Genomic DNA, 14890 nt, shown 5'->3' on the forward strand with positions numbered 1-14890 from the left:
AGCAGGTCGCGCGGCCAGTAGAGTGCGGCTCCGTCCCCTTGTCGACTCTTCGAGGTACGTGCCGTGAGTTCCGCAGCCCCCGAGCCCGCCGTCCCTGTCGTCGCGGTCGTCGGGATCGGCGCCGACGGCTGGAGCGGGCTCTGCGCCGCCGCGCGCGACGCGCTGCGGGACGCCGAGGCGATCGTCGGCGGGCCGCGGCAGCTGGACCTCGTGCCGGCCGAGTGCCCCGGCGAGCGCGTGGCGTGGCCGACGCCGCTGCGGGAGAGCCTGCCCGGCGTGTTCGCTGCGCGGGCCGGGCGGCGTGTGGCCGTGCTGGCCAGCGGGGACCCGATGTTCTACGGGATCGGGCGCGCCCTGGCCGAGGAGTTCGGCGCCGAGCGGCTGCGGGTGCTGCCGCACCCCTCGTCCGTGTCGTACGCGTGCGCGCGGCTCGGCTGGCCGGTGGAGGACGTCGACGTGGTCACGCTGGTGGGCCGGCCCGCCGCGAACCTCGCCGCCGCGCTGCACGACGGCCGGCGGCTGCTGGTGCTCTCCGCGGGCGCCGCCACGCCCGGCGAGGTGGCGGGCCTGCTGCGGGAGCGGGGGTTCGGGGCGAGCCGGATGCGGGTGCTGGAGCAGCTGGGGTCCGAGCGGGAGCGGCAGACCGACGGCGTCGCGGGCCGGTGGGACCGCCCGGCGGGCGACCCGCTCAATGTGATCGCCCTCGACTGCGCCCGGGACGAGGGCGCGCTGCGGCTGGGCGCGGCGCCCGGGCTGCCGGACGAGGCGTACGACAGCGACGGCCAGCTCACCAAGCGGCATGTGCGCGCCGCCACGCTCGGGGCGCTCGCGCCCGCGCCCGGGGAGCTGCTGTGGGACGTCGGCGGCGGCTCCGGCTCGATCGCGATCGAGTGGATGCGCACCCACCGCTCCTGCTCGGCGATCACCGTCGAGCGCGACGAGACGCGCGCGGAGCGGATCGGCCGTAATGCGCACGCCCTCGGTGTTCCCACGCTGCGCGTCGTCACCGGCCGCGCGCCGCGGGCGCTGGACGCGCTGCCCACGCCGGACGCCGTGTTCGTCGGCGGCGGGCTGACCGCCCCCGGACTGCTGGAGGCCTGCTGGGAGGCCCTGCCCGCGGGCGGGCGGCTGGTCGCCAACACGGTGACGCTGGAGTCCGAGGCGCTGCTCGCCGACTGGTACCGCCGGCACGGCGGCGAGCTCGTACGGCTCGCGGTCGCGCACGCCGTCCCGGTGGGCGGCTTCACCGGCTGGCGGCAGGCGATGCCGGTGACCCAGTGGAGCGTTGTGAAATCCCCTCTGCACGTCCCGTCAGGAGAACAGCGATGACCGTGTACTTCATCGGCGCCGGGCCCGGCGCCGCCGACCTGATCACGGTGCGCGGCGCCCGCACGCTGGCCGCCTGCCAGGTCTGCCTCTACGCGGGCAGCCTGGTGCCGCGCGAGCTGCTGGCCGAGTGCCCGGCCGACGCCCGGCTGATCGACACCGCCGAGCTCAACCTCGACCAGATCACGGCGGAGTTGGTGCGCGCCCACGAGGAGGGCCACGACGTGGCCCGGCTGCACTCCGGCGACCCGTCCGTCTTCAGCGCCGTCGCCGAGCAGATGCGGCGGCTGGACGCGGCGGGCGTCGCGTACGAGGTGGTGCCGGGGGTGCCCGCCTTCGCGGCGGCCGCGGCGGCGCTGGGGCGGGAGCTGACCGTGCCGACCGTCGGCCAGACCGTCATTCTGACCCGCGTCTCCCAGCAGGCCACGCCCATGCCCGAGGGCGAGGACCTGGCCACCCTCGGCCGCAGCGGGGCGCTCCTGGTGCTGCACCTCGCCGCGCGGTACGTCGACCGGGTGGTCGAGGAGCTGCTGCCGCACTACGGCGAGGACTGCCCGGCCGCGGTCGTCGCGATGGCCAGCCGCCCCGACGAGCTGGTGCTGCGCGGCACGCTGTCGGACATCGCGGAGCAGGTGAAGACGGCGGGCGTGGTCCGCACCGCCGTGATCATGGTCGGCCGCACGCTGGGCGCGGAGCAGTTCCGGGACAGCCACCTGTACTCAGCCGACCGCGAGCGCCCGCACACCTGCTAGCGGGACGGCCACCGGCCCCACGCGCCGCACGACACGGGCACGCCCTCCCGGCCCCGTGCGCCCCACGGCCCAGCCCCGTCACCCGTCGCGTGGCTCGCTTGTGCCGACCACCGTGCCCGCGCGGTCGATGCAGATGACGTCGACCGCGACCGGCGCTCCGCGCAGTACGTCCAGAGCCTGGTCGCGGGCCGCCACCGCGACCAGGTCGCCCAGCGGAACGCCGGCGGCCATGCACAGCTGCAGGGCCGCCAGCCCCGTGTTGGCCGTCGCGACCTGGGCGGCGAGCGCCTCGTCCGCGCCGCCGCGGCGGGCCAGAGCGGCCAGGAAGCCCTTGTCCACCTGCGAGCGGCCGGAGTGCAGGTCCAGGTGGCCGGCCGCGAGCTTGGAGAGCTTGGCGAACCCGCCGCAGATCGTCAGCCGCTCGACCGGGTGCCGGCGTACGTACTTCAGCACCGCGCCCGCGAAGTCCCCCATGTCCAGCAGTGCGTCCTCCGGCAGGCCGTGGACCGCGACGACCGTCTTCTCGGACGTCGAGCCGGTGCAGCCGGCGACATGGGTGCGCCCGGCCGCCCGCGCCACGTCCACGCCGCGGCGGATGGAGTCGATCCAGGCGGAGCAGGAGTACGGGACGACGATGCCGGTGGTGCCGAGGATCGAGAGGCCGCCCAGGATGCCCAGCCGGGGGTTCCAGGTGGAGCGGGCGATCTCCTCGCCGTGGTCGACGGAGACGGTGATCTCGACGTCCGCGCGGGCCCCGTGCCGGGCGGCGACCTCGGCGACGTGGTCCCGCATCATCTGGCGGGGGACGGGGTTGATCGCGGGCTCGCCGACGTCGAGCGGCAGGCCGGGGCGGGTGACCGTGCCCACGCCCGGTCCCGCGCGGAAGACGACTCCCGCGCCGGGCGCCAGCGCGCGTACCCTGGCGCGAATCAGCGCGCCGTGGGTGACGTCCGGGTCGTCGCCCGCGTCCTTGACGACGCCGGCCATGGCGCACTGGGCGCTCAGCTCCCGCGCCGCGAGGGCGAAGGCGGGCGTCTGGCCCTTGGGCAGGGTGATCGTGACGGGGTCGGGGAACTCGCCGGCGAGCAGCGCGGTGTACGCGGCGGTGGTCGCGGCCGTCGCGCAGGCGCCGGTCGTCCATCCGTGCCGCAGACCGGTGTGCTTGAGTTGGGCGCTGCGCCCGCCGCCGCCCGTACTCGAACTCATGGATGGACTCCGATGCACGTACTGATCCTCGGCGGGACCACGGAGGCCCGCGCGCTCGCCGAGACGCTGCACCCGGCGGTGCGGGTCACGAGCTCCCTCGCGGGGCGCGTCGCCGCGCCGAGGCTGCCGCCGGGCGAGGTCCGGATCGGGGGCTTCGGCGGAGCCGAGGGCCTCGCGCGCTGGGTGCGCGAGCACGCGGTGGACGCGGTCATCGACGCCACGCATCCTTTCGCCGGGACGATCAGTTTCAACGCGGCCGCGGCGGCCGCCGCGGCCCATGTTCCCCTGCTGGCTCTGCGCCGCCCCGGCTGGGTCCCGGTCGAGGGCGACGACTGGCACGAGGTCGGCTCGCTGTCCGAGGCGGCCGAGGCGGTGCGGGGGCTGGGGCGCCGGGCGTTCCTGACGACGGGGCGGATGGGCCTGGAGGCCTTCGCCCACGTCGACGACGTGTGGTTCCTCGTCCGCTCGGTGGACGCGCCGGCCGCGCCGGCGCCGCCGCGCATGGAGGTGCTGCTGGACCGGGGGCCCTTCACGCTGGAGGGCGAGCGGGAGCTGCTGCAGGCGCACCGGATCGACGTGCTGGTGACGAAGGACAGCGGGGGCGCGGCGACGGCGCCGAAGCTGCGGGCAGCCCGGGAGGCGGGCGTCCCGGTCGTCGTCGTCCGGCGCCCGAAGGCGCCGGAAGGCGTGCGGGTCGCGCGGGACGTGCCCGAGGCGGCCGCCTGGGTGCGGGAGCTGACTCCCGGCGCGACCGCCTGAGCGACTCCCTGGACGCACCGCGACTCCCGGAAGCGCCGACCTCGGCCGCGGCCGAAGCCGCGCCGAAGCTGCGGGCGGCGCGGGAGGCGGGCGTCCCGGTCGTCGTCGTCCGGCGCCCGAAGGCGCCGGAGGGCGTGCGGGTCGCACGGGACGTGCCCGAGGCGGCCGCCTGGGTGCGGGAGCTGACTCCCGGCGCGACCGCCTGAGCGATTCCCTGGACGCACCGCGACTCCCGAGAGCGTCGGCTTCGGCCGCGGCCGAAGCCGCGGTCAGCGCACGCCTGCCCTAGGCCTCCGGGTACCTCCGCGGCGTCCAGGTCACCGTCGAGCCGTCCGCCCGGGCGACGGCCTGCGTCTGCGAGGACCCGATCAGCAGGATCGTGCGCATGTCGACCTCGCTGGGCTCCAGGTCGGCCAGGCGCAGCACCCGCACCGACTCCTCCGGGCCGCCCACGTCGCGCGCCACGACCACCGGGGTGTCCGGGGCGCGGTGCTCCAGCAGCAGTTCGCGCGCCTTGGCGACCTGCCAGGTGCGGCTGCGCGAGCCGGGGTTGTACAGCGCGAGGACCAGGTCGGCCGCGCAGGCCGCGCGCAGCCGCTCCGCGATGACCTCCCAGGGCTTGAGCCGGTCGGAGAGCGAGATCGTCGCGTAGTCGTGGCCGAGCGGCGCGCCCGCGCGCGCCGCCGCCGCGTTGGCCGCGGTCACGCCCGGCAGGACGCGCACCGGCACGTCCGCGTAGGGCTCCTGCGCCGCGACCTCCAGGACCGCCGTGGCCATCGCGAAGACGCCGGGGTCGCCGCCGGAGACGACGGCCACGCGCCGCCCCTTGCGGGCCAGGTCGAGCGCGAACTCCGCGCGCTCGGACTCCACCTTGTTGTCCGAGCCGTGGCGCCGCTGGCCGGGCCGCGCGGGCACCCGGTCCAGGTACGTGGTGTAGCCGACGAGGTCGTCCGCGCCCGCGAGGGCGCCTCGGGACTCCGGCGTCAGCCAGGGCGCGCCCGCGGGCCCGGTGCCGACGACCACGACCTCGCCCGAGCCCTCCTCGCGGACCGCCGGGCCCGTGTCGACGCGGGAGGGCAGGACCGCCACGGAGAAGTAGGGAACCGACTGCGGGTCCACCGAGGCCAGTTCGCCGGTGCGCTCCCCGGCCATCGTGGCCCGCTCCACATAGCGCGCGTCGTCCAGGCGGCCTGCCCGCTCCAGCGCGCGCCGCACCGTCGGGAAGGTCCGGCCGAGCTTCATCACGACCGCCGAGTCGGCCGCGGCGAGGCGGGCGGTCAGCTCGTCCTCCGGGAGGGTGCCCGGAATGATCGTGAGGGTCTCCTCGGCCTCGCACAGGGGCTCTCCGAGCCGGGCGGCGGCGGCGCTCACCGAGGTGACGCCGGGGACGACCTCGGTCGGGTAGCGGTGCGCCAGACGCTTGTGCATGTGCTGGTACGAGCCGTAGAAGAGCGGGTCGCCCTCGGCGAGGACGGCGACCGTGCGCCCGGCGTCCAGATGCGCGGCGAGCCGGGCGGCGGCCTCCTCGTAGAAGTCGTCGAGGGCGCCGCGGTACCCGCCCGGATGGTCCGTCGTCTCGACGGTGATCGGGTACATGAGGAGTTCCTCGATATGGTCCTCGCGGATGTGCTTCGCCGCGATCGTCCGCGCGAGGGACCGGCCGTGGCGGGCCGAGTGGTACGCGACCACGTCCGCCTCGCCGATGACCTCGGCGGCCCGCAGCGTCATCAGCGACGGGTCGCCGGGCCCCAGCCCGACTCCGTACAGCCGCCCGGTCATTCGGCCTCACTCGCGATCGCGTTGATCGCGGCGGCGGCGATGGCGCTGCCGCCCCGCCGTCCGCGCACCACCAGGTGCTCCAGCGCCAGCGGGCTGGCCGCCAGCGCGTCCTTGGACTCGGCGGCGCCGATGAAGCCCACCGGCACCCCGATGACCGCGGCGGGCCGGCCCGCGCCCTCCGCGATCATCTCCAGCAGTCGGAACAGCGCGGTCGGCGCGTTGCCCACCGCGACGACGGACCCCTCCAGCCGGTCCCGCCACAGTTCGAGCGCGGCGGCGCTGCGGGTGGTGGCCATCTTCTCGGCGAGCTCGGCGACGCCGGGCTCCGCGAGCGTGCACAGCACCTCGTTGTCGGCGGGCAGCCGCTTGCGGGTCACCCCGCTCGCGACCATCCGCGCGTCGCACAGGATCGGGGCGCCGGCGCGCAGCGCCTCGCGCGCCCGCGCCACGACGCCGGGCGTCCAGCCGAGGTCCTCGACGAGATCCGTCATGCCGCAAGCGTGGATCATCCGTACGGCGACCTGGCTGACGTCGGCCGGCAGTCCGGCGAGGTCCGCCTCGGCCCGGATGGTGGCAAAGGACTGCCGGTAGATGGCCGGGCCGTCCTTCTCGTAGTCGAACACTGGCTTCTCGCTCATCTCTTCACTGCGTCTGCTCGGTCACGGGTGGGGTGCGCGCCGCCGCGATGGCGTCGGCGAGTGCGGGTGTCGGCACGCCCCGCGGTAAGGACGGGCTCTGGCCGGCTGGGGCGTGGCCGGACCTCCGGACGGAGATCTCGTAGCCGTCGGGCGTGGCGACCGCGTCGGTCCAGTCCGTTCCCTGGGGGTGGCCGCAGCGGCGTTCGCAGCCGGACCAGTACACGGGCAGCACGCCGGCGGGCTGCTCCGTGGCCGCCTGGACCGCGGCACAGGCGTCGGCCCGTACGTCGGTGAGCGACTTGGCGCAGCCGGGCCGGCCCGTGCACGCGCCGACGCCCGCCCAGGGGTCGTGGGCGGCGGTGACGAGTCCGGCGTCGGCGAGTTCGGCGAGCCTGGGCGGCGCCGCGGCGGCCGTCAGGCCCGGCAGCACGATGCCTCGCCAGGGGGTGACCCGCAGTTCGGCCGTGCCGTCGTGGGCGGCGACGGCCGCCAGCGTCCGCCACTGCGCGGCCGTCAGCCGGCCCAGCCGCGCGAGGACGGACAGGGAGCGGCCCGCCGGCCCTGCGACGATCCCGAGCTCCGGGATCGCGGGCGGGGCCGGGGCGAGGGGCGTCTCGCCGGGCTCGGCCGGGAAGGTCGCGTCGAGGCCGTGGGCGGCGAGCCGTTCGGCGACGGCGGCTGCCGACAGGCGGGCCTGCGGGGGCAGTTCGCGCACACGCCAGGCGCGCGTGGCGCCCGCGGCGGCGAGGAAGGCGTCGGCGGCGAGCAGCGCGGCCCGCGCCGTGTCGTTCGCCCCGATGCGTACCGGTTTCGGGTCGCCTGCGACGAGGAGCAGCGCCTGACCGGCCGGCTGAGCGAGAATTGTCACATCGGGGCCGAGGGCGGCGACGTCGCCGCGGCCGTCGTCGAAGGCGAAGAGGAAGCGGCCGGACAGCGCGGTCGCGCTCTCGCTCGCGCACAGCAGCCGGTCCAGCGCCCGGGCCCAGGGCTGCACGTCCGCGTGCCCGCGCCCGTCGAGGCCGCTGAGCGGGGAGGCGACGATGTTGCGGACGCGCTCGTGGCGGGGCGCGGGCAGCAGTCCCGCCGCGTCCAGCAGCCGGGCCAGTTCCGCGCCGCAGCCGTCGTCCAGGCCGCGCAGCTGCACATTGCCGCGGGAGGTGACGTCGAGGCTGCCGTCGCCGAGCCGCTCGGCGGCGTCGGCCAGGGCGTGCGCCTGGTCGGCGGCGAGCACGCCCGCCGGGATGCGGACGCGGGCGAGGGCGCCGTCGTCCGCTGTGTGCAGGCGAAGCGCGCCCGGGCAGGCGTCGCCGCCGTCCCGTATGGGGCGTTCGTCCCCTTGGGGGGCGGGCGAGGCGGCCGGTGGCATGGCCGCGAGCATACCGACCATCACACAAGCCGTATCCCCTGCTCAGCAGCCGGGCCCCTACTATGCTCAGCGACGGGCCGATCGGCCCGCCACAGCCGAAGACGGCGTCAGGGGAGGAAGCCCGGTGAGAATCCGGCGCGGTCCCGCCACTGTGAGCCCGGCGACTGCCGGGTGAGCCAGGAACTCCCGCCGTTCACACGACCACCCGGGGCGCGGACATCCCCGAGGAAGGCCTGCGCACGCATGATCCTGCTGCTGTCGACCTCCGACACCGACCTGCTGAGCGCGCGTGCCGCGGGCGGCCCGGTGCCGTACCGGTTCGCGAACCCCTCTCGGCTCTCCCTCGACGAGCTGCCCGGCCTGCTGGAGGGCGCGGACCTCGTCGTCGTACGTCTCCTGGGCGGTCTGCGCGCCTGGCAGGAGGGCCTTGACCTGCTGCTCGCCGACGACCAGCCGCGGCCCGTGGTGGTGCTCTCCGGCGAACAGGCCCCCGACGCCCAGCTGATGGAGGCCTCCACGGTCCCCGTCGGCCTCGCGGCCGAGGCGCACGCCTACCTCGCGCACGGCGGCCCCGCCAACCTGGAGCAGCTCGCGCGGTTCCTCTCCGACACCGCGCTGCTCACCGGCCACGGCTTCGAGCCGCCCGCCGCCGCGCCCACCTGGGGCCCGCTGGTCCGCGAGGCGACGCGGCCCGCGGACGGCCCGCTGATCGCGGTGCTCTACTACCGCGCGCACCACATGAGCGGCAACACCGCCTTCGTCGACGCCCTGTGCGGCGCGATCGAGGACGCCGGCGGCCGTCCCCTGCCGCTGTACGTGGCCTCGCTGCGGGCGCCCGAGCCGGAGCTGCTCGACGAACTGCGCACCGTGGACGCCATCGTGACCACCGTGCTGGCGGCGGGCGGCACCAAGCCGGCCGAGGCGTCGGCCGGCGGCGACGACGAGTCCTGGGACGCGGGCGCGCTGGCCGCGCTCGACGTGCCGATCCTCCAGGCGCTGTGCCTGACCGGCCCGCGCAGCACCTGGGAGGAGAACGACGAGGGCCTGTCCCCGCTGGACGCGGCGAGCCAGGTGGCGGTGCCCGAGTTCGACGGCCGTCTGATCACCGTCCCGTTCTCCTTCAAGGAGATCGACGAGGACGGCCTGCCGGCGTACGTCGCCGACCCCGAGCGCGCCGCCCGCGTCGCCGGAACGGCCGTGCGCCACGCGCGGCTTCGCCATATCCCCAACGCCGACAAGCGCCTCGCGCTGGTGCTGTCCGCCTACCCGACCAAGCACTCCCGCATCGGCAACGCGGTCGGCCTGGACACCCCCGCCTCCGCCGTCGCCCTGCTGCGCCGGCTCCAGGCCGAGGGGTACGACTTCGGCGCGGAGGAGGTGCCCGGCCTCGCGTCCGGCGACGGCGACGAGCTGATCTACGCGCTCATCGAGGCGGGCGGCCACGACCAGGACTGGCTCACCGAGGAGCAGCTCGCCCGCAACCCGGTCCGCATCCCCGCGGCCGACTACAAGCGGTGGTACGCGGGTCTGCCGCAGGAGCTGCGCGCGTCCGTCGAGGAGCACTGGGGCCCCGCGCCCGGCGAGATGTTCCTGGACCGCAGCCGCAACCCGGAGGGCGACATCGTGCTCGCGGCCCTGCGCCGCGGCAATCTGCTGATCCTCATCCAGCCGCCGCGCGGCTTCGGCGAGAACCCGATCGCGATCTACCACGACCCCGATCTGCCGCCCTCGCACCACTACTTGGCGGCCTACCGCTGGATCCAGGCCGCCCGCGAGGACGGCGGCTTCGGCGCGGACGCCATGGTGCACCTGGGCAAGCACGGCAACCTGGAGTGGCTGCCGGGCAAGAACGCGGGCCTGTCCGCGGCCTGCGCGCCCGACGCCGCGCTCGGCGACCTCCCGCTGGTCTACCCGTTCCTGGTCAACGACCCGGGCGAGGGCACCCAGGCCAAGCGGCGTGTGCACGCGACCCTCGTCGACCACCTCGTGCCGCCCATGGCGCGCGCCGAGTCCTACGGCGACATCGCCCGGCTGGAACAGCTCCTCGACGAGTACGCCGCCATCTCCTCCATGGACCCGGCGAAGCTGCCCGCCATCCGCGCGCAGATCTGGACCCTGATCCAGGCCGCGAAGCTCGACCACGACCTCGGTCTCGAGGACCGGCCGGACGACGACGGCTTCGACGACTTCCTGCTGCACGTCGACGGCTGGCTGTGCGAGGTCAAGGACGCCCAGATCCGCGACGGACTGCATGTGCTGGGCGGCGCGCCCACCGGCCCCGAGCGCGTCAACCTGGTGCTGGCCATTCTGCGGGCCCGTCAGATCTGGGGCGGCACGACGTCGCTGCCCGGTCTGCGCGAGGCGCTCGGCCTGGACGAGTCCGCCGCCACGCGCACCACCGCCGACGAGGCGGAGGAGCAGGCCCGCTCGCTCGTGCAGGCCATGGAGGACGCCGGGTGGGACCCGGCCGCCGTCGAGCGCGTCGCCGCCGGGCGCTCCCCCGACGTCGCCGCGGTGCTGGCCTTCGCGGCGCGCGAGGTCGTCCCGCGGCTGGCGGCGACCTCCGACGAACTCGCCCACGCCGTGCACGCGTTGAACGGCGGCTTCGTCCCCGCCGGGCCGTCCGGGTCGCCGCTGCGCGGTCTGGTCAACGTCCTGCCGACGGGCCGCAACTTCTACTCCGTCGACCCCAAGGCCGTGCCCAGCCGCCTCGCGTGGGAGACCGGCCAGGCGCTCGCCGACTCGCTGCTGGAGCGCTACCGCACCGACAACGGCGACTGGCCCACGTCGGTGGGCCTGTCCCTGTGGGGCACCAGCGCGATGCGCACGAGCGGCGACGACGTCGCCGAGGCGCTGGCGCTGCTCGGCGTCCGCCCGGTCTGGGACGACGCCTCGCGCCGGGTCACCGGCCTGGAGCCGATCCCGCTCGCCGAGCTGGGCCGCCCGCGCGTCGACGTCACGCTGCGCATCAGCGGCTTCTTCCGCGACGCGTTCCCGCACACCATCGGGCTGCTGGACGACGCGGTGCGGCTGGCCGCCTCGCTGGAGGAGCCCGCCGAGGAGAACTACGTACGGGCGCACACCCAGGCCGACCTCGCCGCCCACGGCGACGAGCGCCGCGCCACCACCCGTATCTTCGGCTCCCGCCCCGGCACGTACGGCGCGGGCATCCTCCAGCTGATCGACAGCCGCGACTGGCGCACCGACGCCGACCTCGCCGAGGTCTACACGGTGTGGGGCGGCTACGCCTACGGCCGCGAGCTGGACGGCCGTCCGGCGCGCGAGGAGATGGAGACGGCGTACAAGCGCATCGCGGTGGCGGCGAAGAACACCGACACCCGCGAGCACGACATCGCGGACTCCGACGACTACTTCCAGTACCACGGCGGAATGGTCGCCACCGTGCGGGCGCTGCGGGGCACGGCCCCCGAGGCGTACATCGGCGACTCGACCCGCCCCGAGACGGTCCGCACCCGCACGCTCGTCGAGGAGACGTCCCGCGTCTTCCGCGCCCGGGTGGTCAACCCCCGCTGGATCGAGGCGATGCGCCGCCACGGCTACAAGGGCGCGTTCGAACTCGCCGCCACCGTGGACTACTTGTTCGGCTACGACGCGACGACGGGCGTGGTCGCCGACTGGATGTACGACAAGCTCACGGAGACCTACGTCCTGGACCCGGAGAACCGCGCCTTCCTCAAGGAGGCCAACCCCTGGGCGCTGCACGGGATCGCGGAGCGGCTGCTGGAGGCGGAGTCGCGGGGGATGTGGGCGAAGCCCGACCCGGCCGTGCTGGAGGCGCTGCGGCAGGCGTTCCTGGAGTCCGAGGGCGACCTGGAGGGCCAGGACTGAGCCGGGCTTGAACAGGCCGACGGCCTCCGGCCCTCGCAAGAGGACCGGAGGCCGTCACCACGTGAAGGGGCGGAGCGTCACTCAGGGAACTGGCCCTGCTCCATCGAGCCTTCCTGCTTGCTCTGCTCCTGAAGCCGGCGCGCCCGCTCCTGGAGCTTCTGACGCTCCTGCGGGTCGCTCGCGCGCTGCGCGGCCTCCGTCAGCTGCTGCGCCTTGTCGCGCATCTGCTGGGCACGGCCTCGGGATTCGCCTGAAACGCTCATCGTCACTCCTTGACGTAGGGAGAGCGGTTCCCTCCAGCGAACCAGGCCTCCGTCACGCTCGCACGTCGAAGCGTCACCGTCTGTCATCGTCCGTGGTGAGGCCGGAGCCGCCGCCCGGCAGCGGCTGCTCGGTCCAGATCACCTTGCCGTCCGCCGTGTAGCGGGTCCCCCAGCGCTCGGCGAACTGCGCGACCAGGAACAGCCCGCGCCCGCCCTCGTCCGTGATCGCCGCCTGGCGCAGATGCGGCGAGGTGCTGCTGTGGTCGGAGACCTCGCAGATCAGGCTGCGGTCGCGGATCAGGCGTACGCGGATGGGGCCGGCGGAGTAGCGGATGGCGTTGGTGACGAGCTCGCTGAGGATGAGCTCGGTCGTGAACGCCTCCTCGTCCAGGTCCCATTCGGCCAGCTTGCGGGCGACGGCGGCCCGCACCTGCGAGACGGCCGAGGGGTCGGACGGCACGTCCCAGTCGGCGACGTGCGCGGAGTCCAGTACGCGGGTGCGGCTGACGAGCAGCGCGATGTCGTCGCGCTGACGCTCCGGCAACAGCGCCTGGATCACTGCCTCGCAGGTCTCCTCGGGCGTCTTGTCGGCGTTCTCGGACAGGGTGCGGCGCAGCGCCGCGAGGCCCTCGTCGATGTCGCGGTCGCGGTCCTCGACGAGCCCGTCGGTGTAGAGCACCAGCCGGCTGCCCTCGGGCAGCTTCACCTCGAGGGTCTCGAAGGGCAGCCCGCCGAGCCCGAGCGGCGGGCCGCCGGGGACGTCGGCGAAGACGGCGGTGCCGTCGGGCTGGACGAGCACGGGCTGGAGGTGGCCGGCCCGGGCCATGGTGCACCGCCCGGTCACCGGGTCGTAGATGGCGTACAGGCAGGTGGCGCCGGTGACGCCCGCGTCGGCGTCGTCGGCGGTCTCGTCCTGGTCGATGCGGGCCACCAGTTCGTCCAGGTGCCACAGCAGCTCGTCGGGCGGCAGGTCGAGGGTGGAGAAGTTGTGCACCGCGGTGCGCAGCCGGCCCATGGTGGCCGCCGCGTGCAGGCCGTGGCCGACGACGTCGCCGACCACGAGCGCCACCCTGGCCCCGGGGAGCGGGATGATGTCGAACCAGTCGCCGCCGACGCCGCCGAGCCCGCCGAGCCCGGCCTGGGCGGGCAGATAGCGGTAGGCGACGTCCATGGCGTACTGCTCGGGGAGTCCGCGGGGCAGCAGGCTGCGCTGGAGGGTGACCGCCATGGTGTGCTCGCGGGTGTAGCGGCGGGCGTTGTCGACGCTCACCGCGGCGCGGGCGACCAGCTCCTCGGCGACGGAGAGGTCCTCCTCCTCGAACGGCTCGGGCTTGCGCGAGCGCCAGAACATGGCCACGCCCAGGATGACCCCGCGGGCCTTCAGCGGAACCGCGATCATCGAGTGGATCCCGTACTCGACGAGCTGCCGGGCCCGCTCGGGGTCCTGCGCCTGCCAGCCGGAGAACGCGGCCAGATCGGCCTCGAGGACCGCCTCCCCCTTGCCGATGCCGAAGCCCAGCGGGGTGGACGGCAGGAACTGGAACAGCGAGCCGAGCGGGTAGAGCGCGGTGTCCTCCCGCAGCCCGCGGAAGGCCACCCGCCGTACGTCGGTGCCGGTGCCGCCGGTGGCGGTGGGCTCCTCGCCGCGCAGCACGGCGTCGAGCAGGTCGACGGTGGCGTGGTCGGCGAACCGGGTCGCGCCGAATTCGGCGAGCTCCTCGCAGGTGCGCACCACGTCCAGGGTCGTGCCGATCTCCGCGCCGGCGTCGTACAGCAGTTTGAGGCGCCCGCGGGCGACGTCGGCCTTCCCGGTGAGCGCGCGCAGCTCGGTGGTGTCGCGCAGGGTGGTGACGCTGCCGGGCGGCCCGCCGTCCTGGTCGGTCGCGCGCTGGTTGACGGCGAGCAGCCGGTCGCCGACGGGGTGCACCTCGTCGGTGGCGATCCGCCCCGAGGCCAGCAGCTGCGCGGTGGCGGGGTCCAGGCCCAGCTCGGTGACATGGCTGCCCTCGACGTCCGGCGGCAGGCCGAGCAGGCGGCGCGCCTCGTCGTTGGCGAGGAGCAGCCGGCCGTCGCCGGCGACGATGAGCACGCCTTCGCGCACGGCGTGCAGGACCGCGTCGTGGTGCTCGTACATCCGCGTCATCTCGGCTGGGCCCAGGCCATGCGTCTGGCGCCGCAGCCGGCGGCTGACCAGGGCTGTTCCGCCGGTGGTGAGCAGCAGGACGCCGCCCGCGGCGCCGAGGAGCAGGGGCAGCTGGTCCTCGACGACGCCGCTGACCCGGTCGATGGTGATGCCCGCCGACACCAGGCCGACGACCTTGCCGTCGCTTCCGAAGACGGGGACGGTGGCCTGGACGAGCGGCCCGATGGTCCCGACGATCTTCTCGGTGACGATCTCGCCGGCCAGCGCCGGCTCGAGATCGCCGACGAACTTCTTGCCGATCCGGTCCGGCAGGGGGTGGGTGTAGCGGATGCCGTCGGTGTTCAGGACGACGATGAAGTCGACCTCGGAGCGTTTGCGGGCCTCCTCGGCGCGCGGCTGGAGGATGACCGTGGGGTGTCCGCTCTCGAGGGCCGCCTCGATGCCGGGCGAGTTAGCGAAGGTCTGGGCGACGGCCACCGAGCGGTTGAGGGCCTCGCGCTCGCTGTCGGTCCGGCTCTGCAGGACCAGCGCCGCGATGGCGGCCGTGACGAGCAACACCACGATCGCCACCTGCAGGAGAAAGACCTGGCCTGCGACAGTTCGCATGCGGAGAACCGAGCGCGGGCGGCCGTAGCGTCCGGCCATGACCTCTTTCTACACCTCCCGCAAACGCCGGGCGAACCGCGCGATGCGGAGCGCTGTGGCCGCCGGTCAAGCCGGTAAGGGTCACATTTAAGCCCGACATGGGCCGTCGGAACAGATCTCCGGCGGGGTCGGCCTTGTCCGCCTCTTGTCCGCCGCGTCGTCAG

Annotated in this window: 10 protein-coding genes and 1 riboswitch; of the genes, 4 read left to right on the forward strand and 6 right to left on the reverse strand. The window is 75.0% G+C overall.

The window, feature by feature from the left end; genetic code table 11:
- The first annotated feature begins 63 nt into the window (after positions 1–63).
- Both cbiE and cobM read left to right on the forward strand, forming a co-directional pair.
- Positions 64–1329, forward strand: a complete 1266-nt coding sequence (gene cbiE / locus AB0M39_RS18135) for a precorrin-6y C5,15-methyltransferase (decarboxylating) subunit CbiE (protein WP_365365368.1) — start codon at positions 64–66, stop codon at positions 1327–1329.
- Positions 1326–2078: a precorrin-4 C(11)-methyltransferase gene (gene cobM / locus AB0M39_RS18140; protein ID WP_365365370.1), complete on the forward strand. Its 753-nt coding sequence runs from the start codon at positions 1326–1328 to the stop codon at positions 2076–2078. Before cbiE ends, cobM begins: the two co-directional genes overlap by 4 nt.
- Before the next feature lie 78 nt (positions 2079–2156).
- Here the strand turns inward: cobM and AB0M39_RS18145 are convergent, their stop codons facing one another.
- Complete coding sequence (locus AB0M39_RS18145) at positions 2157–3284, reverse strand: cobalt-precorrin-5B (C(1))-methyltransferase (protein ID WP_365365372.1); 1128 nt, start codon at positions 3282–3284, stop codon at positions 2157–2159.
- A 12-nt stretch (positions 3285–3296) separates the two neighbouring features.
- Between AB0M39_RS18145 and AB0M39_RS18150 the strand changes: the two genes are divergently transcribed.
- The gene (locus AB0M39_RS18150; protein ID WP_365365374.1) at positions 3297–4043 is read left to right on the forward strand and encodes a cobalt-precorrin-6A reductase; all 747 of its coding nucleotides are present in this window, start codon (positions 3297–3299) and stop codon (positions 4041–4043) included.
- 285 nt (positions 4044–4328) lie between these two features.
- Here AB0M39_RS18150 and AB0M39_RS18155 read toward each other — a convergent pair whose 3' ends face one another.
- Genes AB0M39_RS18155 through cobG form a run of 3 tightly spaced genes read right to left on the reverse strand, consistent with a single transcriptional unit; the run spans position 4329 to position 7826 of the window.
- Positions 4329–5822, reverse strand: a complete 1494-nt coding sequence (locus AB0M39_RS18155) for a precorrin-2 C(20)-methyltransferase (RefSeq protein ID WP_365365376.1) — start codon at positions 5820–5822, stop codon at positions 4329–4331.
- Positions 5819–6460 carry a precorrin-8X methylmutase gene (locus AB0M39_RS18160; protein ID WP_365365378.1) on the reverse strand — a complete coding sequence of 214 codons (642 nt, stop codon included), beginning with the start codon at positions 6458–6460 and terminating at the stop codon, positions 5819–5821. The genes AB0M39_RS18155 and AB0M39_RS18160 overlap by 4 nt, the downstream gene beginning before the upstream one ends.
- A gap of 4 nt (positions 6461–6464) precedes the next feature.
- On the reverse strand, positions 6465–7826 hold the full coding sequence (cobG, locus tag AB0M39_RS18165; protein WP_365365380.1) for a precorrin-3B synthase: 1362 nt from the start codon (positions 7824–7826) through the stop codon (positions 6465–6467).
- Positions 7827–7939: 113 nt separating this feature from the next.
- Positions 7940–8012, forward strand: a riboswitch (cobalamin riboswitch).
- 57 nt (positions 8013–8069) lie between these two features.
- Between cobG and cobN the strand changes: the two genes are divergently transcribed.
- Complete coding sequence (gene cobN, locus AB0M39_RS18170) at positions 8070–11675, forward strand: cobaltochelatase subunit CobN (RefSeq protein ID WP_365365382.1); 3606 nt, start codon at positions 8070–8072, stop codon at positions 11673–11675.
- Between the two features lie 77 nt (positions 11676–11752).
- Here cobN and AB0M39_RS18175 read toward each other — a convergent pair whose 3' ends face one another.
- Together AB0M39_RS18175 and AB0M39_RS18180 are read right to left on the reverse strand one after the other, a co-directional pair.
- The gene (locus AB0M39_RS18175) at positions 11753–11938 is read right to left on the reverse strand and encodes a DUF6381 family protein (protein ID WP_365365384.1); all 186 of its coding nucleotides are present in this window, start codon (positions 11936–11938) and stop codon (positions 11753–11755) included.
- A 73-nt stretch (positions 11939–12011) separates the two neighbouring features.
- Entirely contained in the window at positions 12012–14726 is a 2715-nt protein-coding gene (locus tag AB0M39_RS18180; RefSeq protein WP_365365386.1) for a SpoIIE family protein phosphatase, read from the reverse strand.
- Positions 14727–14890 lie beyond the last annotated feature (164 nt).

The sequence above is a fragment of the Streptomyces sp. NPDC051907 genome, assembly GCF_040681075.1.
In the GTDB taxonomy this organism is placed as follows: domain Bacteria; phylum Actinomycetota; class Actinomycetes; order Streptomycetales; family Streptomycetaceae; genus Streptomyces.

Excerpts from the sequence above, each read along its gene's own strand:
- cobM (WP_365365370.1), top strand. The coding sequence starts at position 1,326 with ATGACCGTGTACTTCATCGGCGCCGGGCCCGGCGCCGCCGACCTGATC.
- AB0M39_RS18145 (WP_365365372.1), bottom strand. The coding sequence starts at position 3,284 with ATGAGTTCGAGTACGGGCGGCGGCGGGCGCAGCGCCCAACTCAAGCAC.
- AB0M39_RS18150 (WP_365365374.1), top strand. The coding sequence starts at position 3,297 with ATGCACGTACTGATCCTCGGCGGGACCACGGAGGCCCGCGCGCTCGCC.
- AB0M39_RS18155 (WP_365365376.1), bottom strand. The coding sequence starts at position 5,822 with ATGACCGGGCGGCTGTACGGAGTCGGGCTGGGGCCCGGCGACCCGTCG.
- AB0M39_RS18160 (WP_365365378.1), bottom strand. The coding sequence starts at position 6,460 with ATGAGCGAGAAGCCAGTGTTCGACTACGAGAAGGACGGCCCGGCCATC.
- cobG (WP_365365380.1), bottom strand. The coding sequence starts at position 7,826 with ATGCCACCGGCCGCCTCGCCCGCCCCCCAAGGGGACGAACGCCCCATA.
- cobN (WP_365365382.1), top strand. The coding sequence starts at position 8,070 with ATGATCCTGCTGCTGTCGACCTCCGACACCGACCTGCTGAGCGCGCGT.
- AB0M39_RS18175 (WP_365365384.1), bottom strand. The coding sequence starts at position 11,938 with ATGAGCGTTTCAGGCGAATCCCGAGGCCGTGCCCAGCAGATGCGCGAC.
- AB0M39_RS18180 (WP_365365386.1), bottom strand. The coding sequence starts at position 14,726 with ATGGCCGGACGCTACGGCCGCCCGCGCTCGGTTCTCCGCATGCGAACT.